The 20,193-nt window shown below is 67.6% G+C and carries 20 protein-coding genes and 1 pseudogene; 13 read left to right on the top strand and 8 right to left on the bottom strand.

All coding sequences use genetic code 11. The features are described 5' to 3' along the window. The 4 genes and pseudogenes from ACE3O1_RS09195 to ACE3O1_RS09180 all read right to left on the bottom strand — a co-directional run. Positions 1 to 228, bottom strand: a pseudogene (locus ACE3O1_RS09195) (nucleoside/nucleotide kinase family protein); the annotation flags it as partial. A gap of 113 nt (positions 229 to 341) precedes the next feature. Next, positions 342 to 1,304: a sugar ABC transporter substrate-binding protein gene (locus tag ACE3O1_RS09190; protein ID WP_374314715.1), complete on the bottom strand. Its 963-nt coding sequence runs from the start codon at positions 1,302 to 1,304 to the stop codon at positions 342 to 344. Positions 1,305 to 1,479: 175 nt separating this feature from the next. After that, the gene (locus tag ACE3O1_RS09185) at positions 1,480 to 2,508 is read right to left on the bottom strand and encodes a Gfo/Idh/MocA family protein (RefSeq protein WP_374314714.1); all 1,029 of its coding nucleotides are present in this window, start codon (positions 2,506 to 2,508) and stop codon (positions 1,480 to 1,482) included. Between the two features lie 50 nt (positions 2,509 to 2,558). After that, the gene (locus ACE3O1_RS09180) at positions 2,559 to 3,647 is read right to left on the bottom strand and encodes a LacI family DNA-binding transcriptional regulator (protein WP_374314713.1); all 1,089 of its coding nucleotides are present in this window, start codon (positions 3,645 to 3,647) and stop codon (positions 2,559 to 2,561) included. An 86-nt stretch (positions 3,648 to 3,733) separates the two neighbouring features. Here ACE3O1_RS09180 and ACE3O1_RS09175 point away from each other — a divergent pair, with 86 nt between their 5' ends. Further along, complete coding sequence (locus ACE3O1_RS09175) at positions 3,734 to 5,266, top strand: GMC oxidoreductase (RefSeq protein ID WP_374314712.1); 1,533 nt, start codon at positions 3,734 to 3,736, stop codon at positions 5,264 to 5,266. An 850-nt stretch (positions 5,267 to 6,116) separates the two neighbouring features. On the opposite strand, the gene ACE3O1_RS09170 is transcribed toward ACE3O1_RS09175, so the two are convergent. Further along, on the bottom strand, positions 6,117 to 6,302 hold the full coding sequence (locus tag ACE3O1_RS09170; protein WP_374314711.1) for a hypothetical protein: 186 nt from the start codon (positions 6,300 to 6,302) through the stop codon (positions 6,117 to 6,119). A 564-nt stretch (positions 6,303 to 6,866) separates the two neighbouring features. On the opposite strand from ACE3O1_RS09170, the gene ACE3O1_RS09165 reads away from it, so the two are divergent. The 3 genes from ACE3O1_RS09165 (at position 6,867) to ACE3O1_RS09155 (ending at position 8,397) form a co-directional block, all read left to right on the top strand. Beyond that, positions 6,867 to 7,190, top strand: coding sequence for a hypothetical protein (locus tag ACE3O1_RS09165; protein WP_374314710.1), 324 nt, complete (start codon positions 6,867 to 6,869; stop codon positions 7,188 to 7,190). A gap of 194 nt (positions 7,191 to 7,384) precedes the next feature. Beyond that, the gene (locus ACE3O1_RS09160; protein ID WP_374314709.1) at positions 7,385 to 7,741 is read left to right on the top strand and encodes a hypothetical protein; all 357 of its coding nucleotides are present in this window, start codon (positions 7,385 to 7,387) and stop codon (positions 7,739 to 7,741) included. 227 nt (positions 7,742 to 7,968) lie between these two features. Beyond that, positions 7,969 to 8,397, top strand: coding sequence for a CBS domain-containing protein (locus ACE3O1_RS09155; protein ID WP_374314708.1), 429 nt, complete (start codon positions 7,969 to 7,971; stop codon positions 8,395 to 8,397). A gap of 239 nt (positions 8,398 to 8,636) precedes the next feature. Here the strand turns inward: ACE3O1_RS09155 and ACE3O1_RS09150 are convergent, their stop codons facing one another. After that, the gene (locus ACE3O1_RS09150) at positions 8,637 to 9,653 is read right to left on the bottom strand and encodes a LacI family DNA-binding transcriptional regulator (RefSeq protein WP_374314707.1); all 1,017 of its coding nucleotides are present in this window, start codon (positions 9,651 to 9,653) and stop codon (positions 8,637 to 8,639) included. 137 nt (positions 9,654 to 9,790) lie between these two features. Here ACE3O1_RS09150 and ACE3O1_RS09145 point away from each other — a divergent pair, with 137 nt between their 5' ends. From ACE3O1_RS09145 to ACE3O1_RS09115, 7 genes are all read left to right on the top strand, one after another. Next, positions 9,791 to 11,317, top strand: a complete 1,527-nt coding sequence (locus ACE3O1_RS09145) for a sugar ABC transporter ATP-binding protein (RefSeq protein ID WP_374314706.1) — start codon at positions 9,791 to 9,793, stop codon at positions 11,315 to 11,317. Next, complete coding sequence (locus tag ACE3O1_RS09140; RefSeq protein ID WP_374314705.1) at positions 11,314 to 12,354, top strand: ABC transporter permease; 1,041 nt, start codon at positions 11,314 to 11,316, stop codon at positions 12,352 to 12,354. The genes ACE3O1_RS09145 and ACE3O1_RS09140 overlap by 4 nt, the downstream gene beginning before the upstream one ends. Beyond that, on the top strand, positions 12,351 to 13,409 hold the full coding sequence (locus ACE3O1_RS09135) for an ABC transporter permease (RefSeq protein WP_374314704.1): 1,059 nt from the start codon (positions 12,351 to 12,353) through the stop codon (positions 13,407 to 13,409). Before ACE3O1_RS09140 ends, ACE3O1_RS09135 begins: the two co-directional genes overlap by 4 nt. A gap of 71 nt (positions 13,410 to 13,480) precedes the next feature. Further along, a complete protein-coding gene (rhaS, locus tag ACE3O1_RS09130) occupies positions 13,481 to 14,533 on the top strand; it encodes a rhamnose ABC transporter substrate-binding protein (RefSeq protein ID WP_374314716.1) in 1,053 nt (350 codons plus the stop codon). Positions 14,534 to 14,623: 90 nt separating this feature from the next. Continuing rightward, positions 14,624 to 15,007 carry an L-rhamnose mutarotase gene (locus tag ACE3O1_RS09125; RefSeq protein ID WP_374314703.1) on the top strand — a complete coding sequence of 128 codons (384 nt, stop codon included), beginning with the start codon at positions 14,624 to 14,626 and terminating at the stop codon, positions 15,005 to 15,007. 154 nt (positions 15,008 to 15,161) lie between these two features. Then, positions 15,162 to 16,136 (top strand): alpha/beta hydrolase, encoded by a 975-nt coding sequence (locus tag ACE3O1_RS09120; RefSeq protein WP_374314702.1) that lies wholly within the window; start codon positions 15,162 to 15,164, stop codon positions 16,134 to 16,136. 93 nt (positions 16,137 to 16,229) lie between these two features. Further along, on the top strand, positions 16,230 to 17,219 hold the full coding sequence (locus tag ACE3O1_RS09115; protein ID WP_374314700.1) for a hypothetical protein: 990 nt from the start codon (positions 16,230 to 16,232) through the stop codon (positions 17,217 to 17,219). A 127-nt stretch (positions 17,220 to 17,346) separates the two neighbouring features. On the opposite strand, the gene ACE3O1_RS09110 is transcribed toward ACE3O1_RS09115, so the two are convergent. After that, the gene (locus ACE3O1_RS09110) at positions 17,347 to 18,273 is read right to left on the bottom strand and encodes a LysR family transcriptional regulator (protein ID WP_374314697.1); all 927 of its coding nucleotides are present in this window, start codon (positions 18,271 to 18,273) and stop codon (positions 17,347 to 17,349) included. Positions 18,274 to 18,382: 109 nt separating this feature from the next. Between ACE3O1_RS09110 and ACE3O1_RS09105 the strand changes: the two genes are divergently transcribed. Then, a complete protein-coding gene (locus ACE3O1_RS09105; RefSeq protein ID WP_374314694.1) occupies positions 18,383 to 19,060 on the top strand; it encodes a type 1 glutamine amidotransferase domain-containing protein in 678 nt (225 codons plus the stop codon). Positions 19,061 to 19,087: 27 nt separating this feature from the next. On the opposite strand, the gene ACE3O1_RS09100 is transcribed toward ACE3O1_RS09105, so the two are convergent. Continuing rightward, a complete protein-coding gene (locus ACE3O1_RS09100; RefSeq protein ID WP_374314692.1) occupies positions 19,088 to 19,591 on the bottom strand; it encodes a MarR family winged helix-turn-helix transcriptional regulator in 504 nt (167 codons plus the stop codon). 81 nt (positions 19,592 to 19,672) lie between these two features. Between ACE3O1_RS09100 and ACE3O1_RS09095 the strand changes: the two genes are divergently transcribed. Further along, a partial coding sequence (locus ACE3O1_RS09095; RefSeq protein ID WP_374314690.1) for an MMPL family transporter occupies positions 19,673 to 20,193 on the top strand: 521 nt, incomplete at its 3' end.

Here is a 20,193-nt window from a genome sequence, read left to right as displayed (position 1 = left end):
CGCGCCTCGGCGTCGGCTGCGCTCGTCGTCGAGGGCGATGCTGGCGATGTGAAATCCATCCTGCGGGACAACGGCGGCCGGCGCTGCGGCCGCCGCCCGGACCATCTCCGCCAGGGTGGACTTCCCGGCTCCGGGCGCGCCGGAGATCCCGATCATGACGCGACCGCCGCCCCGAGCGAGTCCGTTCACGCGGTCGACGAGCTGCGAGACGGTCAGGTGCATCGGCACGGTCTGATGGTGAGCGCTCGAGTTCATTTCACAAACCTCCTGCATAGCGAGATCACTCCGCGGACGATGATCGGGGACACGCCCGCGCGGGCGTGCCCCCGATCAGGCGCTGGCTACTGGAAGTCCGCCACGTTGGACTTCGTCACCAGCACGAACGGCAGGTCGACGACCTTCGGCACGGTCTCGCCCCGGATGATCTTGGCCGCAGTCTCGATGGCTGCCTTACCCTGGCCCACGGCATCCTGGAACACCGTCGCCGTGAGCGACCCGTCTTCGACGGCTGCGAGACCATCGGCCGATCCGTCGATGCCCATGACAACCGTGAACTCATCTTCACGACCGGCCTCCTTGATCGCTGACGCGGCGCCGATCGCCATCTCGTCGCTCTGGGCGATGACGGCCTGGACCTCACCCTTGCCGTACTTCTGCAGGAGGTCCTCCATGATCGTCTTGCCCTCGGCGCGCGATCCATGGGCTTCGAGTTCCGTGACGACTTCGAGGTCGGGCCGATCGGCGAGCACGCTGTCGAAACCGGCCTTGCGGCGCTCCGTGCCCGCCCCGCCGTACTGGCCGACGAGGTAGATCACCTTGCCTCCGTCCGGAAGCTGCTCTGCGAGGTACTCGCCTTGAATTACGCCTGCTGAGGTGTCATCGGAGCCGACATAGCTCACGTAGTCGCCGTCGAAGTCCTCGAACGAGGTGTTGACGAGCAGGAGCGGAATACCTGCCTCGTTAACCTTCTTCGCCGCCGCCTGGCTGGTCTGCTGGTCGACCGGGATCATGATGATCACATCGACTTTGCGGGTGATGAGGTCCTCGATCTGGGTCAGCTCGGTGGCCGTCTTCTGGCGCGGATCGAGCGAGATGTAGCCGATCTCCTCCTCCGCTGCCTGGGCCTTGGCAGCGTCGTCGAGTGTGACGAGAAACGGGTACTGGAGGCTGAGCAGCGTCGCACCGACCGTGCCGTTGTCGCTCGACGGGGCCGCCCCCGACGCGCAGGCGGTCACCGCCAACGTAGTGACTGCGATCGCCGCGATGACGCCGTTGACGCGGCGAGACTTCCTGGTCCTCAGCATGTGATGCACTCTCCTTCGAGTTCTGTCGAGTTCACGGCTGCCTCTTGGCGCTGCGCCGCAACCGTCACGGATACCGGAGAACTCTCGTCCCCGATCGTCGCTATGGGGACGCTAGCAGCGAGCATTCGTTTGCGCAATCGTGTGCGTCACATTCGGCAGGTGTTGGATCGGAGGCTCAGCGTCGAGGGAGGCCGATCTCGTCGTAGCACCGATCCACCAGACGCATGGTCTGGACTGCATCAGTCGCGTCGGTAGGGAGAGGGTCGCCGTACCGGATGCTGCGCAGCACCGCCTCGAGTTGATACGTGTACGAAGACCTGCGCCCCAGATGCTCCTCGCGCACGATCGCTCCGGTCCTGTCTGTAAGGACGACGCGATCATCGTCCTGCGGGAGGATGAAGTCGGGGATCGAGACGGTGCCGTGGGTTCCCTCGATCCTCAGCGAGAGCTCCTGACGATCTCCTCCCATCCAGCAGTGAGCTATCCCGACAGCACCAGCGGGGAGCGCGAACTCCGCCGTCACCGTCTCGTCGATCGTCGGCAGATCATCGAATGGCCGGCCATCAACCCGCTGCAGTTCTCCCGCCCCGATCGTCAGCCTCGACGCGAGGTTCACCGCGTGGAGCGCGTAGCATCCGCCATCCATGAGGGCTCCACCGGCCAGCGCAGGCGAGACGCGAAGATCCTCCGCGGAAGGGCGGGGAATCACTACGTTGGCGACAATGCTGGTGATCTCGCCGATCTCGCCGCGATTGGCGATCTCGACCATCCGGGAGAACACGGGGTGATACCGGTAGTGGAATCCGTCAGCGACGACGACGCCCGCACGGACGCCCTCGTCGCGCACCTGCTCGGCTTCGGCGGCATTGCGCGCAAACGGCTTTTCGGACAGCACGTGTTTCCCCGCCCCGATTGCGCGAAGATTCCACTCCGCATGCAGGGAGTTTGCAAGAGGGTTGTACACGAGTTCGACATCTTCATCCCCGATGACGTCGTCGTACCCGTCATAAACGCGGGCTACCCCGTGACGTTCGGCAAACGCCCGCGCCCGCGCCGTGTCTCGTGCCGCGATCGCGATGAGACGCGAACCCGTCGCCTGAGCGGGGATGACGATACCGTCCGGCGCGATGCGCGCGGCCCCGAGCACGCCGATGCCGACGGGGGCGGATGACAGGGGTTCTTGTGTAGTTGGAATCGTGGTCACAGGTGACGAACGTACGGGAGGTGCTGGGTTCGCGCAATCGTATGCGCGAGTTAGACCAGCGCCGGCCCAACTGTGCTCCGGACCTGCAGCGTGGTCTGAAGCGTGATCGCACGGGTGCCCCGGGATCGCCCGCCGCGGGGCTCGTCGATGAGGGCGCAGATGGCAGCGCCTGCCTCACGGCCCTTCTCCTCCAGCGGTTGATTCATGGTCGAGAGGCCGACAGACGCAGCCGCCGGCACATCGTCGAAGCCGATGATGCTCACGTCCTGAGGGACGGCCACTCCGCGCTCGCGGGCCCGGGCCAGGGCGCCGAGCGCGAGGGCATCCGAAAGGCAGAAGATGGCGGTGGGGCGGCGAGCGGCATCCCAGATCGCGTCGAACGCTTCGGCCCCCGATCGCTCGGAGCTCTCGAACCTTTCATGGACGGCGATGGAAGGCGCGCCTTCAGCGGGGAAGACCGACGAGAACCCGCGGAGTCGCTCGCGGCGTACGCGGTACGCGATGTCGGTGGAAGATGCGGCGAGTCCGTTTCTCGGTTCGCGACTGAGGCGCGAAGTGATCACCGCGACATCCACGTGGGAGAACTCGCGCAGGTGCTCACCCACTCGCTTCGCCGACGCGTACTCATCGAGGCCCACCCAGGTCCATCTCGCGTCGGGCCCCGGCTGATCGACGACGACCAGCGGAAGGCCGCGCGCGACCACCTGCTCGAACGCTGGGTCGTGATCCGCCACCGAATAGACCACGGCACCGTCCATCGGAGCCAGAGCCACCTGCTGTCGGGGTTCACTTTGACTCGGCGCGCCGGCGCTGAGCAGCACAAGGTTCTTGCCCGCCCTGCCACATGCCCAGGCCAGTCCTGACATGAAGCCTGTCGCAGCCTGATCTCGGAAGGCGAAAGACAGCTCATCGGTAAAGATCAGCCCGACAAGGTCGGTCGATCCGCGCCTCAGCTGCCTTGCGGATGGATCGGGCCCTAAATAGCCGATCCGCGCTGCCTCGGCCAACACGCGCGCTCTTGTTGCTGCTCCCACCCGATCCGGCTTGTTGTACACATTCGACACCGTGCTCGTCGAAATGCCGAGCGCACGGGCGATTGTGAGCAACGAGGGTCGCTGGTCGTTCGATCTGTAAACCATTGAATTGAGCTAAGCAGATCCGCGGGCTTGATTCAAGGGGCTCAACCGTGTAAATGTACATCGATACACAAGTTGTGGAGCAACCAATGATGGAAGTTGACAAGCTTGATGAGCGCGGCATGATCCGCGCGGACTATGTCGTGATCGGGTCCGGGATGGGCGGCGGCACTACCGCCAGAGCGTTGGCGGAGGCCGGAGCGAGCGTGCTCGTCGTTGAGCGGGGCCCTCGGTTGCCTCGCGAGCCGCAGAACTGGTCGCCTTCGGAGGTCTTCCTTCGAAAGCGGTACAAGCCCGCCGAGAAGTGGCTCGACAAGCGCGGACGGGAGTTCTCTCCCGGTGTGCACTACGTGGTCGGCGGGAACACGAAGGTCTACGGTGCGAGCCTGCCACGATTCCGTGAGGCGGATTTCGGCGAGATTGAGCATCTCGACGGCGTATCCCCGGCTTGGCCGTTCACCTATGCGCAGATCGAGCCGTTCTACGGTGCAGCCGAACGAATGTACTCGGTGCACGGCAATGCCGGCGAGGATCCGACCGAACCCTGGCGGAGCACATCGTTCCCCTTTCCCGCACTTGAGCACGAGCCGTACATCGCCTCGCTCGCTGCGAGGCTGCGCGACGTCGGCGTGAACCCCAGCTCTAACGTCATGGGCCTCGACAGTGGGCCCGGCGGTCGATGCATCCGGTGCTACACGTGCGACGGATTCCCGTGCATCCTCGACGCCAAGAGCGACTCCGAGATCTGCGGCATCTGGCCGGCGGTCGCGACCGGAAATGTCGAGTTGCTCACGGATGCAAGGGTCGTGCAGATGGTTGCCGATCGTACGAACCGGAGGATAGAAAAGCTCGTCGTCGAGACGCCTGAAGGGAGGAAGGAGATCGTCGGCCGCAAGTTCGTGCTGTCGGCGGGTGCCGCCAATTCGGCTGCGATCCTTCTCGCCTCGGCAGATGACAGGAACCCGCGAGGGCTCGCGAACAGCTCAGACCAGGTCGGCCGCAACTTCATGATGCACAACAACGCGCATTTCGCGGCGGTGGATCTGGATCGGCGGAACGACGTCGTCTTCCAGAAGACACTCTCGGTGCACGACTGGTACAACGATGGCGGCGAGGGCTATCCGCTCGGGATCATGCAGCTGGTCGGAAAGGTGCAGGGCATGATGATGAAGGCCTTCGCGAAAGCAGTGCCGACGCCGATGCTCGATTTCGTCGCCGCGCGCAGCGTCGAGTGGCTCATCATGGCCGAGGACCTTCCGGACGCGGAGAACCGCGTCTCGCTGTCGCCGGGCGGCCAGATCATCACCAGTCGAACGCCGAAGGGGGTACGCACTCATCGCAAACTCATGAAGCGGGCGCGAGGCCTTCTCCGCGATGCCGGATACGACGTGACGGTCTCTCAAGTCTTCGACATCAGCATGAACAGCCACATGTGCGGAACCTTGCGCGCAGGGGGCGATCCGGCGACTTCTGTCGTTGACGAGTACTGCAAAGCCCATGACCTCGACAATCTGTGGATCATCGACGCGAGCTTCTTCCCCTCGAGCGGCGCGATGAATCCCGCCTTGACGATCGCCGCGCAAGCCTTGCGCACGGTCGAAGAATCGACGCTCCTGCGATGAACCGTCGCGCCGCAGGAGACGGGCTCGATGGGTGCCCAGGCGGGATCGTTCACGGCAGTCCTTCCGGGGTGCGCAGCGGATGCACGTCTCGCGGCGGTTGCCCTCTTCACGGGTCGGCGCACTTCCTGACGTGTGTCGAAGCAGCCATCGCACGCCACGGCTCGTACTCGCTGACGCTCCTTCCGCTCACTCAGCCGATCCCGCGACCGAACGCGTTGAAGACGGTCTCGCGCGCCGACGCCGATGCGCAGAACCCGGTGCGTTCTCTGGTACACGGGACGACGTGGGGATACAAGCGAGGATGCCGCAACGAGCGCTCGTGCCCGAACTGGGTGCTCGGACGAGTCACATGCGCGGGTGCTCGAAGGATCTACGTCCGCACCTACAAGAAACGTCGCCTGGCGGGCTCGGGTAAGCCCGTCCAGCATGGAACGAACCAGGGCTACCTGACGGGATGCCGGGATGCCGCGGAGTGCCCGGCAGATCGCACCGGCATGTCGTGCTTCGAGGCGCGACATGCGTATCGGCTGGCGGCTCGACGTGCTCACGGCGTCCAGCCGCGGGCCGAGGGACTCGACCCGCGGCCTGCGGCGGCGCTCGTTCAAGAGCTCAACGCGCGAGGGCTGTCGCTGCGGCGAATCGCTCAGCTCGCGGGGATCGGACGATCGACCGTCCAGGTGATACATCGGATCCAAGCGACCGGTGTCGAGCCGCGTCCGGTGTCGGAGCGCACCTTCAGCGCGATCGTCCGGCTATTTGAGTCCATCGAGCCCCCGTCGAATGAGGACGGGCGAACCTCCGTTCAGTCGTAGGCCAGCGCGCGTGAACCACGTCCCTGAGAGCTCACCACTCAGCGAGAGCGAATCGCCAAGAACTCGATCGGCACGTCGAGGGCAGCGAATAGTGCGAGATCCAATGCGGGGCTGGTGGGAGCCCCAAGAGCCTCGCCTCCTGCGGAGAGCACACTGACGTAGCGGCGGTCGAGCCTGCGGATCGCGGGTTGGAGCTCCGGCCGTCGGCTGGATTTGAGAACCATCTCGAATTAAAGGTCTCAACGTCGGGCTCGGAGACACGTCGCAACCAGCGCCGCCTTGGAGGCGTCTGCGTCGCTGCCGTACTCCGACAAGTCGGACGTCCCGAGTCGCGATCTGCGTTGTCGCAAGAGGATCGACATGACACGGCAAGTGAGAACAGCGGCGGGAACAAGCTGCCGGCATTCGATGGAGGGTCCGGATGCTTCTGGGAACTCGAAGGGCCGGCTTTCCGCGCTTCCGTGACTCGAAGATGCCCCTGTGATCTCATCCCGTGTGGGTTCAAATCCCACCGTCACCGCCACGTCGAAGCCCGGCGTAACAGGGGGATCGCGGGGCTTTCTCTTCGCGAACGGCGACGGGGGAACAAATCGGGAACAGGCGGTCCCGATAAAGGTCAATATCCCCATGCCGGGGACCTCGGGCGGGGGCGGTCTCCTCGCGCGGTGGGAGCTGGCAAACGCCCCTCCGCCACCGTTCGCAGGGCCAGAGTGCGGGGCGCCCCACCGTTCGCCGAGCGGGAGAAGAGCACCTGGACAACTCGCTGAGCGTTCGGCACAGTCGCACTCATGGCACTGAACATTCGCGGCGCTGCGCGCAAAGGCACCTTCTGGCAGCGGCACAGCCTGTCCATCGTCCTCGCGGCCATCCTGCTCGCGCAGACCGCGCTCGCCCTCTGGGCCGGACACAGCGTGTGGGTGGACGACCAGACCGTTCACAATCAGCCGCTGGACTACCAGGAATTCTGGATCTGGTTCATCTGGGAGTACAACATCAGCCTCGTCGCCGACACGTTCGGCGTCATCCTGATCGTGCTGCTGTCGAAGCGGCTCGAAGAGGAAGGCAGTGCCGAGTCAACCCATCAGCAGTCATCCGCTGACGCCAAGAACTGACATCCGTGAGCCTTCGACGCGCGGATCGCCGAATTCGCTGGCGCAGCGGTGAGGGGTGGGTCCTGCGCTCGCACCCGGAGGGAGATCGACCGGCCGAGTTTGAGAGAGGTGGAGTTGAGGGGCGCGAATGTTGCGTGATGCTCCCGGGGCGATGAACACTATTGATGCGGCTGAGTAGCGAGGAGGGCCTGACGATGCCGTTCCGATCGCTCGAGGTCCTTCAATCGTGGGTCGCGGAGTTCGAACTGATCCACGCGCCCCGCAACGGCGCAGTCCGGGTCATCCCTCAGGACGGGGACGATGGGGCGGACACGGGGCTTGTCGCGATGCGCATCCTCAACTCGCCCACAGAGATCTACCTCGAGCCGCCGCGCAGCGCCGGTGAGGAATGGACCGTCACGTTCGAACCTCGCGAAGAGCCCGTCCGGCTCAAAGCAGACGACGTGCGCCGCATCGCGAACGAACTCGCGACCCTCGCAGAGCTGTGCGCGTTCCTGCAACAGAAGTCGCACCGGGCCGCGCGGCCCCCACTGGTGCGAAACCAAGACTGATCGCGTGGGGCGCGGCGCGGGACACCGCCGTCGGCACGGCACCGTGACCGAGGCGCTCACGACCCCCGGGGACTGCGGTGGGGTGAGAACTCGTTCCGCACGGCCACATCTCGGAGGGTCGCAATCAAGGGCGGGCATCCCGGTATGCTCCGGTCGGCGCGGTGTCAAGCCCCTCAACCGAGGTCTCTCCGGTTCCTAGCTTGGCGGCACTAGGAAAGGAACTGGCGATGACGACCGCTCGTGAAATCATGTCCCCCGACGTGCAGTGCATCGGTGAGAACGACACTATGGCGCAAGCCGCCCGGCTGATGGCAGATCTCGATGTGGGTGCGCTGCCGATCTGCGGGGAGGATGGACGCCTCAAGGGAATGCTGACTGACCGCGACATCGTCGTGAAGTGTCTCGCCGAGGGCGGTGACCCTCGACAGGCGCACGCCGGCTCGCTCGCGGAGGGCAAGCCGGTGACCATCGGCGTGGACGACGACATTCGTGACGCCCTCACCACGATGGAGACCCATCAGGTCCGTCGGTTGCCCGTGATTGACGGTCATGATCTGGTCGGCATGATCAGCCAAGCCGACATCGCGCTCTCGCTGTCCGCGACCGAAACGGGCGAGGCGGTCAGGGCGATCTCGGAAGACTCCGCCGGAACGTAGGGGTACTCCGCCCACGAGATCCGGCCGGGTTCAAATCGATCCGTCTCCTGGCGGGATAGGAGCGGGAACAACCGCAATGGAACGAGTGTGACTGGATTCGGCGTTTGAAAACTCGGAACGTTGATTCGACGCGGCTCTGAGACGCGATGTGATCCCTGTGACCACATCCCGAATGGGTCTAAATCTCGCGGCGGATCGTTGACGCTCCGACCGTGGAGGCCCTGGGTGAGGCCGCGGTGTCACGCCCTCGGTTGCCGGAATGCAGTGGATGCGCGAACGACCAGCTCCGGCTGGAACACCGTCTGGCGGGCGATGCTCTCGGGGTCGGCCGCTTCTTCGAGGACGATGCGCAGCGCGGTGCGCCCGATCATGCGGCTGGGCTGGCGGATCGAGGAGAGCGGCACGGCGGCGGCGGCAGCGAACGGGATGTCGTCGAACCCGATGATCGCTATGTCGTGGGGGACCAGCATCCGCCCGTCCACGACCAGCGACTGAAGCAGGCCGAGGGCGAGGAGATCGTTCGCGGCGAAGAGCGCGTCGGGCCACTCGCGACGAGGTCGCGCGAGGATGCGTGCACCGGCGGCGACGCCATCTTCGACGGTCATGGCGGCCGTCGCCACCACCTCGAGATCGACGCCCGCGTTCTCGACCGCGACCCTTGCGCCGGCCAGGCGGTCATTCACCTGACGGATGTCGAACGGCCCTCCGACGAAAGCGATCCGTCGCCTGCCGCGGTCGATGAGGTGCTCGACGGCCATGCGCCCGCCGACGACGCTGTCCACTGAGACCGACGAGAAGCGGCCGTCTCCGCTGAAGCGATCGACGAGCACCGCCGCGATGCCGCGCGCGCGCAGCCTCTGCAGGCGCGCGTTGACGTCGCCGTACGGCGCGATGAGCAGGCCGCGCACCTGCTGCTCCTCGAAGAGGTCGAGATAGAGCTTCTCGCGGCCGAGGTCCTCGTCGGTGTTGCCGTAGAGGATCGCGATGCCGTGCTTGGTCGCCTCGTCCTCGGCGCCGCGGACGACGTCGTTGTAGAACGGATTCTGGCCGTCGAGCACCACGAATCCCACCGTTGTGCTGACGCCCGCGCGGAGCTTGCGGGCGGCGTCGTTGCGCACGTAACCCAGTTCCTCGATCGCCCTGCTGACGCGGTCGACGGAGTCGGCCGAGACCTCCTCCGGGCGATTCAGCACGTTCGAGACGGTGCCGACCGAGACCCCCGCGCGCAGCGCGACATCACGGATGCTGACCGGCACGGCGCCCCCACTTCCTCGTCGGATCACGATCAGGTCACTGTCGCCTCGCGACTTGACCTCGAACCTCGCTGTACATACAGTAGCCTGAAACCCGCCTGAATCGATTCATCAATCTTCACCTCAACGAGGAGGCCGCCGTGGCAGCAGATGTCGCCCCCGCCGCGCCGCACCCCGCGCTGGCGCTGCACCGGGTGGTGAAGTCGTTCGGTCCGGTGGTCGCTCTCCGCTCCGGAAGCCTCACCCTGGAGCGCGGTTCCATCCACGCCCTGATCGGCGAGAACGGTGCCGGCAAGTCCACGCTCGTCAAGATCGTCGCCGGCCTCTACCGGCGCGATGCCGGGGAGTTCCTGCTCGACGGGGAGTCGGTGGACTTCACGAGCACCGCGCAGTCCAAGGCCGCCGGAATCGCGGTGATCTACCAGGAGCCCACGCTGTTCCCCGACCTGTCGGTGACCGAGAACATCTTCATGGGACGGCAGCCGACCAACCGGTTCGGGCGCATCGACCGCAAGGCGATGCGCACCGAGGCGCTCGAGATCTTCCAGCGGCTGGGCGTGGCTCTGGACCCCGACCGGGTGACCGAGGGCCTCTCGATCGCCGATCAGCAGATCATCGAGATCGCCAAGGCCATCTCGCTCGACGCGCGCGTGCTGATCATGGACGAGCCGACCGCCGCGCTGTCGGGCGTCGAGGTCGAGCGCCTCTTCGCCGTCGCGCGAAGTCTTCGCGACGAGGGTCGCGCACTGCTGTTCATCTCGCACCGCTTCGACGAGGTGTTCGCCCTCTGCGACACCGTCACGGTCATGCGCGACGGGTCGTACATCGAGACCACCCCCATCGCCGACACCACCGTCGACGAACTCGTACGTCAGATGGTCGGTCGCGACGTCACCGAGCTGTTCCCGAAGCTGCCGTCCGAGGTCGGCGACGTGGTGCTCGAGGTCGACGGGCTTACCCGCAAGGGCGTCTTCCGCGACATCTCGTTCGAGCTGCGCGCCGGAGAGATCGTCGGTCTCGCCGGGCTGGTCGGAGCGGGCCGCAGCGAGGTCGCTCGCGCGGTCTTCGGCGTGGACGCCTATGAGTCCGGTTCGGTCACGCTGCTGGGCAAGCCGCTTCCCAAGGGCAATCCCCGGCTCGCGACCACCCGCGGCATCGCCCTCGTCCCGGAGGACCGGCGCAAACAGGGCCTCGTCCTCGACGACGGCGTCTCGCGCAACATCACGCTGGCGATCCGGTCGAAGCTCGCGAAGTGGGGTCTCCTGTGGGCCGGACTCGAGAACCGCGCTGCCGAGGTCTGGGCGAGCCGGCTCGAGGTGAAGACGGCGGCACTGGACGCCGAGGCGGGCACGCTTTCCGGCGGCAATCAGCAGAAGGTGGTGCTCGGCAAGTGGCTCGCCACCGAGCCGAAGGTGCTCATCGTCGACGAGCCCACGCGAGGCATCGACGTCGGCACCAAAGCCGAGGTCCATCGCCTGCTGTCGCAGCTGGCCCAGCAGGGCCTCGCGATCCTCATGATCTCGTCCGAACTCCCGGAGGTGCTGGGTATGGCCGACCGTGTCCTCGTCATGCGGGAGGGCCGGCTCACGGGTGAGTTCACCCGCGAGCAGGCTACCCCCGAGGCGGTCATGTTCGCCGCGACGGCCGATGCGGAGGTGGCCCGATGACCGCGACAGCGACCCCCGTCGTCCAGCCGGGATCGAGCGCCGCCTCCAAGCTGGTGCGCCGCATCGGCACCGCGCGCGAGACGGGCATCCTCGTCGCGCTGCTGCTGGTGATCCTCTTCGCGACGATCAGCAACCCGTCGTTCCTCTTCTCGGGCGACGGATTCCGCGACCTCCTCCTCACGCCGTCGCTCCTGCTGCTGGTGGCCGTCGGCTCGGCGATCGTCATCATCACGCGCAACGTCGATCTCTCGGTCGGATCCATCGTCGGGCTCACGGCTTATCTCACGGGCCGGCTTTTCATCGACATCCCGGGCATCCCGCTCATCGGGGTCTTCGTCGGCGGTGTGCTCCTCGGCGGCCTGTTGGGCCTCATCAACGGCTCGCTCGTGGCGTTCGCCCGCGTACCCGCCCTGGTGATCACGCTCGGCACGATGTACGTGTACCGCGGCATCAACGTCGCGTGGACCGGCAGCGACCGCATCAATGCCTCCGACCTGCCGCCGGACTTCCGTTCACTCGGCACGGACCGCATCCTCGGCATCCCGATCCTCACGATCATCGCCGTCGTCGTGCTCGTCGTCGCCGCCTGGTACCTGCGCAACCTCCGGAGCGGCCGCGAGCTCTACGCCATCGGCTCCGACCCGGCGGCCGCGCACCTGTACGGCCTGCGGGTCCCGCGCCGCATCATCGGCGCGTTCGTCACCAGCGGCGCCCTCGCCGGGCTGGCCGGCGTCCTCTACGCCGCCCGCTACGGAACGGTCAGCTCCGGCGCCGGGTTCGGCTGGGAGCTGCAGGCGATCGGCGCGGCCGTCATCGGCGGCGTCGCCATCTCGGGCGGCGTCGGGACGGTGTGGGGCGCAGCCATCGGCGCCTTCCTCCTGCTCACGATCAACCGCGCCCTGCCGATCCTCGGCATCGACGACTTCTGGCAGCGCGCCGTGGTCGGTGCCCTCATCCTCGGCGCCATCGTGCTCGACCGGGTGCTCGCGGTCCGCCAGCACCGACGACTCATCGCACAACGGGAGGAGACACGATGACCGCCCTGACGGATGCCGCGCCCACGCGTGTCTACAAGGCTCACGCCAAGCCCGCGTGGCGGCGCGTGCTGCTCACCCGGGAGTCGGCGATCATCGCCATCCTCCTGCTGGTGATCATCGGAGCGCTCTCGATGGTCGAGAACTTCGACAGCCCGCTGACCGTCACCTACCTGCTGCGCGATATCGCGCCGATCCTGCTCATCGCGCTGCCGATGACGCTCATCATCATCACCGAGGAGATCGATCTCTCGGTGGCGAGCATCGTCGGCCTGTCCTCGGTCATGACGGGCATCCTGACCCAGGCGGGGCTGCCGTTCCCGGCCGCCGCCGTGGTCGCGATCATCGTCGGCACGATCGCCGGGGCCTTCAACGGATTCCTCATCACGGTGGTCGGGCTCCCCTCGCTCGCGGTCACGATCGGCACGCTCGCGCTCTTCCGCGGCATCGCCGTGGGCCTCCTCGGCACGACGGCCATCACGGAGTTCCCCGAAGAGTGGACGGACCTCGCCAAGGCGAACATCCCGGGCACGCCGGTCCCGATGATCATGGTCCCCTTCATCGTGCTCGCGATCGTGTTCGCGATCGTGCTGCACTTCACGCCGTTCGGGCGCTCGCTCTACGCGATCGGCCTGAGCAAGGAGGCGGCCGCGTTCTCGGGCATCGACGTCGGTCGCACGAAGTTCCTGCTCTTCGTCCTGAGCGGCGCGGTCTCCGGCTTCGCCGGGGTGTACTTCACGCTCCTCTACTCCAACGCCCGCGGCGACAACGCGATGGGCATGGAGCTGCAGGTGATCGCCGCGGTCCTCCTCGGCGGCGTCTCGATCTTCGGCGGCCGAGGCGCGCTGCACGGCGTGATCGCCGGCGTGCTCCTCATCGGCACGCTCGGGAGCGCGCTGCGCCTGGCCGGGATCACCAGCGACATCATCAACGTCATCACGGGACTGCTCCTGATCGTGTCTGTGGTGTCGTCAAGCCTGCTCGCATGGCTTCAGGTCCGCAGGGCCGCCGCCATCGGGAAGAGAAAGGGGCGAGCCGGCGCGTCGGATGCGCCGTGACCGTCCGAGAGCACCACCACACACCAATCGCAGCTACGCAAACGCACACTGCACCAAGGAAGGAAACAATGATGTTTGGAATGAAGCGCACGCGGCGCGCCGGCGTGGTCGCCGCGATCGCCGTCGGTGTCACGCTCGTCGCGGCCGGCTGTGCCGGTGGCGGTTCGGGTGGGTCCACCGACGGTGGTGACGGCGGGGACGGCGGGGACGCGAACCTGTCGATCACGATGCTGCCCAAGAACCTGGGCAACCCGTACTTCGACACCTCCACCGGCGGGGCCGAGGAAGCGACCGCAGAGTTCGGCGGCACGTTCGAAGAGGTCGGCCCGTCGGAGGCGTCGCCCACCTCGCAGGTGCAGTACATCCAGACCGCGGCCCAGCAGGGCGCGGGCGGCCTGATCGTGTCGGCGAACGACCCCGAGGCCCTCTGCGACGCGCTGGACGAGGCCCGCTCGGCCGGCGTCAAGGTCGTCACGTTCGACTCCGACACCAACCCGGAGTGCCGTGACCTGTTCATCAACCAGGCCACCGCGGAGGGCATCGCCAAGGTGCAGGTCGACCTGATCACCGAGCAGATCGGCGACGAGGGTCAGATCGCGATCCTGTCGGCCTCTGCCAACGCGACCAACCAGAACGCGTGGATCGAGATGATGGAGGAGGAGCTCGCGGCGAACCACCCGAACGTGGAGCTCGTCGAGGTCGTCTACGGCGACGACGACGACCAGACGTCGTTCGACAAGACCGCGGCACTGCTGCAGACCTACCCGGAGCTCAAGGGCATCGTCTCGCCCACGACGGTCGGCATCGCCGCTGCGGCGCGCTACCTGTCGACCTCCGAGTACAAGGGCAAGGTCGCGCTGACCGGCCTGGGCACCCCGAACCAGATGCGCGAGTACGTCGAGGACGGCACCGTCACCGCGTTCGCGCTGTGGAACCCCGCCGACCTCGGCTACCTCGCCGCGTTCGCCGCACAGGCGCTCATCACCGGTGAGATCACCGGCGAAGAGGGCGACTCGTTCGAGGCCGGCAAGCTCGGCTCGTTCGAGGTCGGCCCCGACGCCGGCGTCCTCCTGGGCGACCCGTTCGTCTTCGACGCAGACAACATCGGCGAATTCGACTTCTAAGCCGACACGCCAGAGGCGCCCGGTCCGCCCGGGGGGGGGGGGGCGCCTCCCGCCTTTCCCACCGCTCACGTCCCAGAAACGAGCCTTCCAATGGTCAGCGACACCGTGACGACCAGGGTCTGCTTCGAGCTTCAGGTGAAGCCCGAATTGCTGGACGACTACATCGCCCGCCACAGTCCCGTTCGATCTGAGATGCTCGCCGAGATCGCAGCATCCGGACGACGCAACTACTCGCTCTTCCTCGCACCGGGCGGTCGCCTCATCGGCTACTACGAGACGGACGACGACCAGGCAGCACAGGCGTACCTCGCCGCGTCCGAGATCGCATCCCGGTGGGAAGCCGAGATGGCCCCCTACTTCGTCGGCATCGAGGGTCGCCCCGACCAGGCGGCAACTCCTCTCGTGGAGATATTCAACCTGCACGATCAGCTGGCGGGTGCTGGGGGAGCAGGAGCGGGAACCGACGCGCGGTAAGGATGGGCCGTCCGCCACCTCCGCTCGAGTGTCCGCCATCCGGCGGTCGCGGAGCGGAGTTTCGGGCCCGTGTGGCGGGTGTCGGCACATCGGCTCATGGCGATCCTGTTATCGAGGAGCCACGATGGAGTGGCCGCAGACGATGGAGTCACCAATGACCGACACACTCACTCGCCCGCCGTTCGATCCCGAACTGGAGGCGGTGCTCACCGTTCTGAATGAGCAGCTTCCCGTGACGCTGACGCCCGAGATGATCCCGGTGCTGAGGCAGACCCCGATCATGCTCGCCGAAGCCGCATTGGACGAGCTCCTGTCGCAGAACGGTCTGGCGCGCCGGGACGTGACCATCCCCGGCTATCGGGGCGACGAGATCGTCGCGTCGGTCATCGCGCGCGAGGGTCGTACCGGAGTCGGGCCCGGGATCTATCACACCCACGGCGGCGGAATGATCCTGGGGTCGCGACTCGACGGTGTGGCGAGCATGCTCGAGTGGATCGTCCGCCACGACGCCGTCCTCGTCACCGCGGAGTACCGTCTCGCCCCCGAGTTCCCCGATCCGTATCCGGTCGAGGACTGCTACGCCGGCCTGGTGTGGACCGCTGAGCACGCCGCCGATCTCGGTATCGATCCCGCCGTCATCCTCATCGCGGGTGCGAGCGCGGGCGGCGGACTCGCAGCGGGCACAGCGCTGCTCGCCCGTGATCGGCAGGGTCCCGCCCTCGTCGGCCAACTGCTGATCTGCCCGATGCTCGACGACCGCGACCAGACCGTTTCGACGCACCAGGTCGATGGAGTCGGCGTCTGGGACCGCGGGTCCAACCTCACCGGCTGGACCGCGCTCCTCGGCGATCGACGCGGCACCGACGACGTCTCGATCTACGCGGCTCCCGCGCGGGCGACCGACCTGTCGGGTTTGCCGCCGGCCTACATCGACTGCGGCAGCGTGGAGGTGTTCCGCGACGAGGACGTCGCGTACGCCACCGGCCTGTGGGAGAGCGGGGTGCAGGCGGAGCTCCACGTCTGGGCGGGCGGGTTCCATGGATTCGACATGATGGCCGCGCACGCCGCCGTCGCCCAGGCGGCGATCGCAGCACGCGACAGCTGGGTGGACCGGGTCCTCGGCTCCTGAGCTCCCGGGGCCGCGGCGCCTGCGCGCTCGCGGCCCCGGGACACCAGCCGTCCGCACGACTATCGTTGTCGTCACACGCGACGGAGCACGACGATGCAGGAACTCCTCGGCCGTCTGACGGCCCTCGACCCCGAGGCGAGCGAGACGCTCAAAGTCGTCTCCTACTTCGATGCGCTCGTCGCCAATGGGGTCGGCCTCCCGAGCCTCGTCCGCGGCGCGGCCGCCCTGGCGGGTGTTCCCGTCGGGTGCAGCATCCGCGATCGAGCGACACGCATGTCGGCCGTCGGTGAGCGGCTGCCCGCCGGGCCGGCGTCATCGACAGGCTGGATGTCGAAGGATGCCGGCGGAGGCGTCGTCTGGATCGAACGGGAAGGCCGCCCGCACGTCAACGACGCGATGGTGCTCGAGCGGCTCAGCATCGCGATCGCGATCACGACCGCCCGGCATGCGGACGGAGTCGGCGCCGTCGAGACCGCGCTCAGCGGCCACTCCGGCGACGAGGAGAGACACGTCGCGCTGGCGCGGCTGCGACTCGACACCGTTCCCGTCCTGCGGGCGATCGCGTCGACACCCGACGTGCCGGCGCCACCAGGCGCCGCGACGTCGATCATCGTGACGCCGTGGGGGCCGGCGCGGGCGGTGCTCGGAACGCCGGAGACCGAGCCACCCGCCGGGGCGCGCGCCGGCATCGGGGTGCGCAGCACCCGGGAGCGTGTGCACGAATCGTGGCGGTCGGCGCTCGTGTCCCTTCGCCTCACCACGCCGTCGCGCGCAATGGTGGACGCCGAGGAACTGGGGGTGCTCCTCGTCCTCGCCGACGCGGCCGATGCCCGCGCCGAGCCCGTTCCGGATGTCGCGGCGCTCGAGTCGCTGGACCCGCGCTCGCTCGACCTGCTCGACGCGATCGCCGACCTCGACAGCATGCGAGCGGCAGCATCGCGGCTCGGCCTTCACCATTCGACGGTGCAGCAGCACAGCGCAGCGCTGTCGCGGTCTCTCGGCTACGACCCCCGCACGCCGAGCGGACGGGTGCGGTACACCCTCGCGCGTACCCTGCAGCGACTCTCTCATCCGACCTTCTGAGGCCTTCGCTCGGTCGGGGTCGGCGGGTCAGGTGATCTGCGAGCCCTCGGATATGAGAGCGCGCAGCTCCTGGAGGAATTCTTCGGAGGTGGGCTGGGCGTAACGAGCCACCGTTCGCTCTCTCGCCCTAGCCGGGTTCGTCGGCGATGACCGGCCGCACCTCGTTCCCGAGCACCTGCAGCACGTGCTCGACGTGGGGCCGACCGGATGTCGTGGGGTGCCGGGTGACGAGGAACAGCGTGTTGATGGGCGGGTCGTCGGTGGGACAGATGTCCACGAGCGTCCCCGCCCCGAGCGCCTCGCGGCAGAGGTAGCTGGGGAGCACGGTCGCCCCTGCCCCCGCGATGGCCGCCTGCCGGAGCGCGCGGAGGTCCGGCACCACCAATGCCGGCTCGCGCTCGAGGCGGGTTCCGAACACGTGCCGCCAGAACCGGCGCAGCACCGGCACGTCCTGCGCATACGCCAGGAGCGGGACGTCGTCGAACATCGCGGATGCCGGGGGGAGCGTCGGCGGTCCCGTGGCGGCGACGAGCGATGCGATCTCCGGTGCGGCCACCAGCACGAAGGTCTCATCGGCCCACGGACGACTGGAGACGGCGCGCCCGCGCGGTCGCTCCGACACGATGGCGATGTCGAGCAGCCCCGCACGCACGCCGTCGAGCAGTGCGGTCGTCGTCCCCGCCGTCAGGTTCACGCGGATGCCGCGCGCGAGGCATCCTGCCAGCGCTGGGGCGACGACCTCACCGAGCACTTCCGCCGCGCCGCCCACCCTGACCGGCGGCTGCGCCACGGCACCGTCCTCATCGGTGCCGGCGAGGGCCTTCTCGAGCTCCTCGAACGCTGGGGTCAGGCGCCGGGCGAGGTCATCGGCGTGCGGAGTCGGGATGACTCCACGCGCCCCTCGGACGAAGAGCTGCTCGCCGGTCAGCTTCTCGAGCGCCTGCAGCTGCGCCGACACGGTGGGCTGGGACACTCCGAGGCTCCGCGCCGCGCCGGAGAGCGACCCCGCCGTGTGCACGGCGAGGAGCGCCCGCCACAGCGGGAGGTGCGCCATGCCATCAGGAAACCGATAGGTCACATCGGAAATCTATCGGAAGACAGGGGAGAAGGCGCCCGTTGTCCGTCATGTCGGCCGCACGGCCGTTCCCTTTATTGGAGGCGTCATGTCCACTGTTCTCTTCGTCGTCACAGCCGCGCGTCACTGGACGCTGTCCGACGGCACCGCTCATCCCACCGGCTACTGGGCGGAGGAGCTGCTCACCCCCTACCGACTCCTCACCGAGGCGGGTCACACGATCGTCTTCGCCACGCCGGGCGGGGTGGTTCCGGTCGCCGACGAGGGTTCCCTGTCGGGCGAGGATGCCGATGAGCTCCGTGCCGCCCTGTCCTCGATCCCCGGGCTCCACGCCCCGCTCCGGCTCGACGAGGTGGAGCTGTCCGCTTACGCCGGCGTGTTCTACCCCGGCGGGCACGGACCGATGGAGGACCTGTCGCACGACCCGGTCTCGGCCGACCTCCTCACTCGAGCGCTCGACGACGGCCTCCCGCTGGCGCTGGTGTGCCACGGCCTCGCCGCACTCGTGCCCGCTGTCCGTGAGGACGGGACCAACGCGGCCGCCGGCCGCCGCGTGGCGGCGTTCACGGATGCCGAGGAGACCCAGGGCGGGCTCGCGGACCGCGCCCCATGGCTGCTGGAGTCGACCCTGCGAGCGCGCGGTGTCGTCGTCGAGGCCGCCGAGCCCTGGGCAGACCACGTGGTCGTCGACGGCAACCTGGTCACCGGTCAGAACCCGCAGTCGTCGGGCTCCGTCGCCCGTGCCCTGATCGAGCGGCTGCCTTAGTCGCCGGCCACGCCGAAGGACGCGCCGCTAAGCGGGATGGTCGCGCGCCGCGTGGGAGCGGTATTCGTCGACCACCTCCGCGAGGTAGCTCGTGATGACCGCTCGCTCCTCGGCGGTGTAGCGATCCAGCACCGCGTCGACGCCGAGGATCATCGGCATGAGCACCGACATCGCAGCGCGCCGCGACGTGTCCGTCGGCACGACCAGCACACCGCGTCGGTCCGTCGGATGCGGCTCGCGGGTCACGTGCCCGAGGGCGACGAGGCGATCGACCATCGTCGTCGTCGACGCCGTCGAGATGTGCAGCCGTCGCGCGAGCTCGCTCGGACCCAGCGGGCCGGATGAGAGAAGGTGCTCCATCGCCTCGAGGTCGGTCGGATTCACAGTGAGGTGGGACTGCAGCCGCTTCTCGAACAGGTCGCTCATCTCGATGACGGACCGCAGGTGCATCGTGGCCTCGTGCACGGCGGGGCCACCGTCCTCGAAGGGTTCCGAGGCCGCGTCTGCAGGGAACGACACCTGGGCGTCCATCAGTCCAGTATAACGAAGGTTGCGAAGTTTCCCTTGTTACTAGATAATCTAGCTACCTGTAAAACTAGGAAAGGCAGGGCCGTGGACGGCTTCCTTCGCTTCGTGACCGCGGCCAAGACGTCGTGGGTTGTCCTCGTCCTCGCGGCCCTGATCGCCGGGGGCTTCTTCGCCCTGGGGAGCGGGTCCGACGCGGAGACCGCGCCGACCGCCGGGCTGCCCGACTCCGCGGAGTCGGTGCAGGTGGACGAACTTCTCGACGAGTTCCCGAGCGCCGACACCACCTCCGCGCTCTTGGTCTTCGCGGTCGACGACGGCGAACTCGCGCCCGAGACTCTCGCCCTCATCGGCGAGAAGGCCGCCGGTGAGCTCGCCGATTTCACCCCCGACGGCTTCGTGCCTCCCGCTCAGGTATCCGACGACGGAACCGTCGCGCTGCTCGTGGTCCCGCTCGATCCCGAAGCCGACGTCGACCTCCCGGCAGAGCGTGCCGCGGAGATCCGCGACGCGGCAGCGGCCGATCTCGACGATGTGCGCGTGTACCTCACGGGCCCCGAAGGCTTCGAGGTCGACGTCGCCGCGGTCTTCGCGGGAGCAGACTTCAC

It is taken from the genome of Microbacterium sp. (assembly GCF_041909575.1).
Taxonomy (GTDB): Bacteria; Actinomycetota; Actinomycetes; order Actinomycetales; family Microbacteriaceae; genus Microbacterium.
The sequence above is the reverse complement of the archived record's forward strand: the minus strand, read 5'-3'. Positions and strand labels throughout refer to the sequence as shown.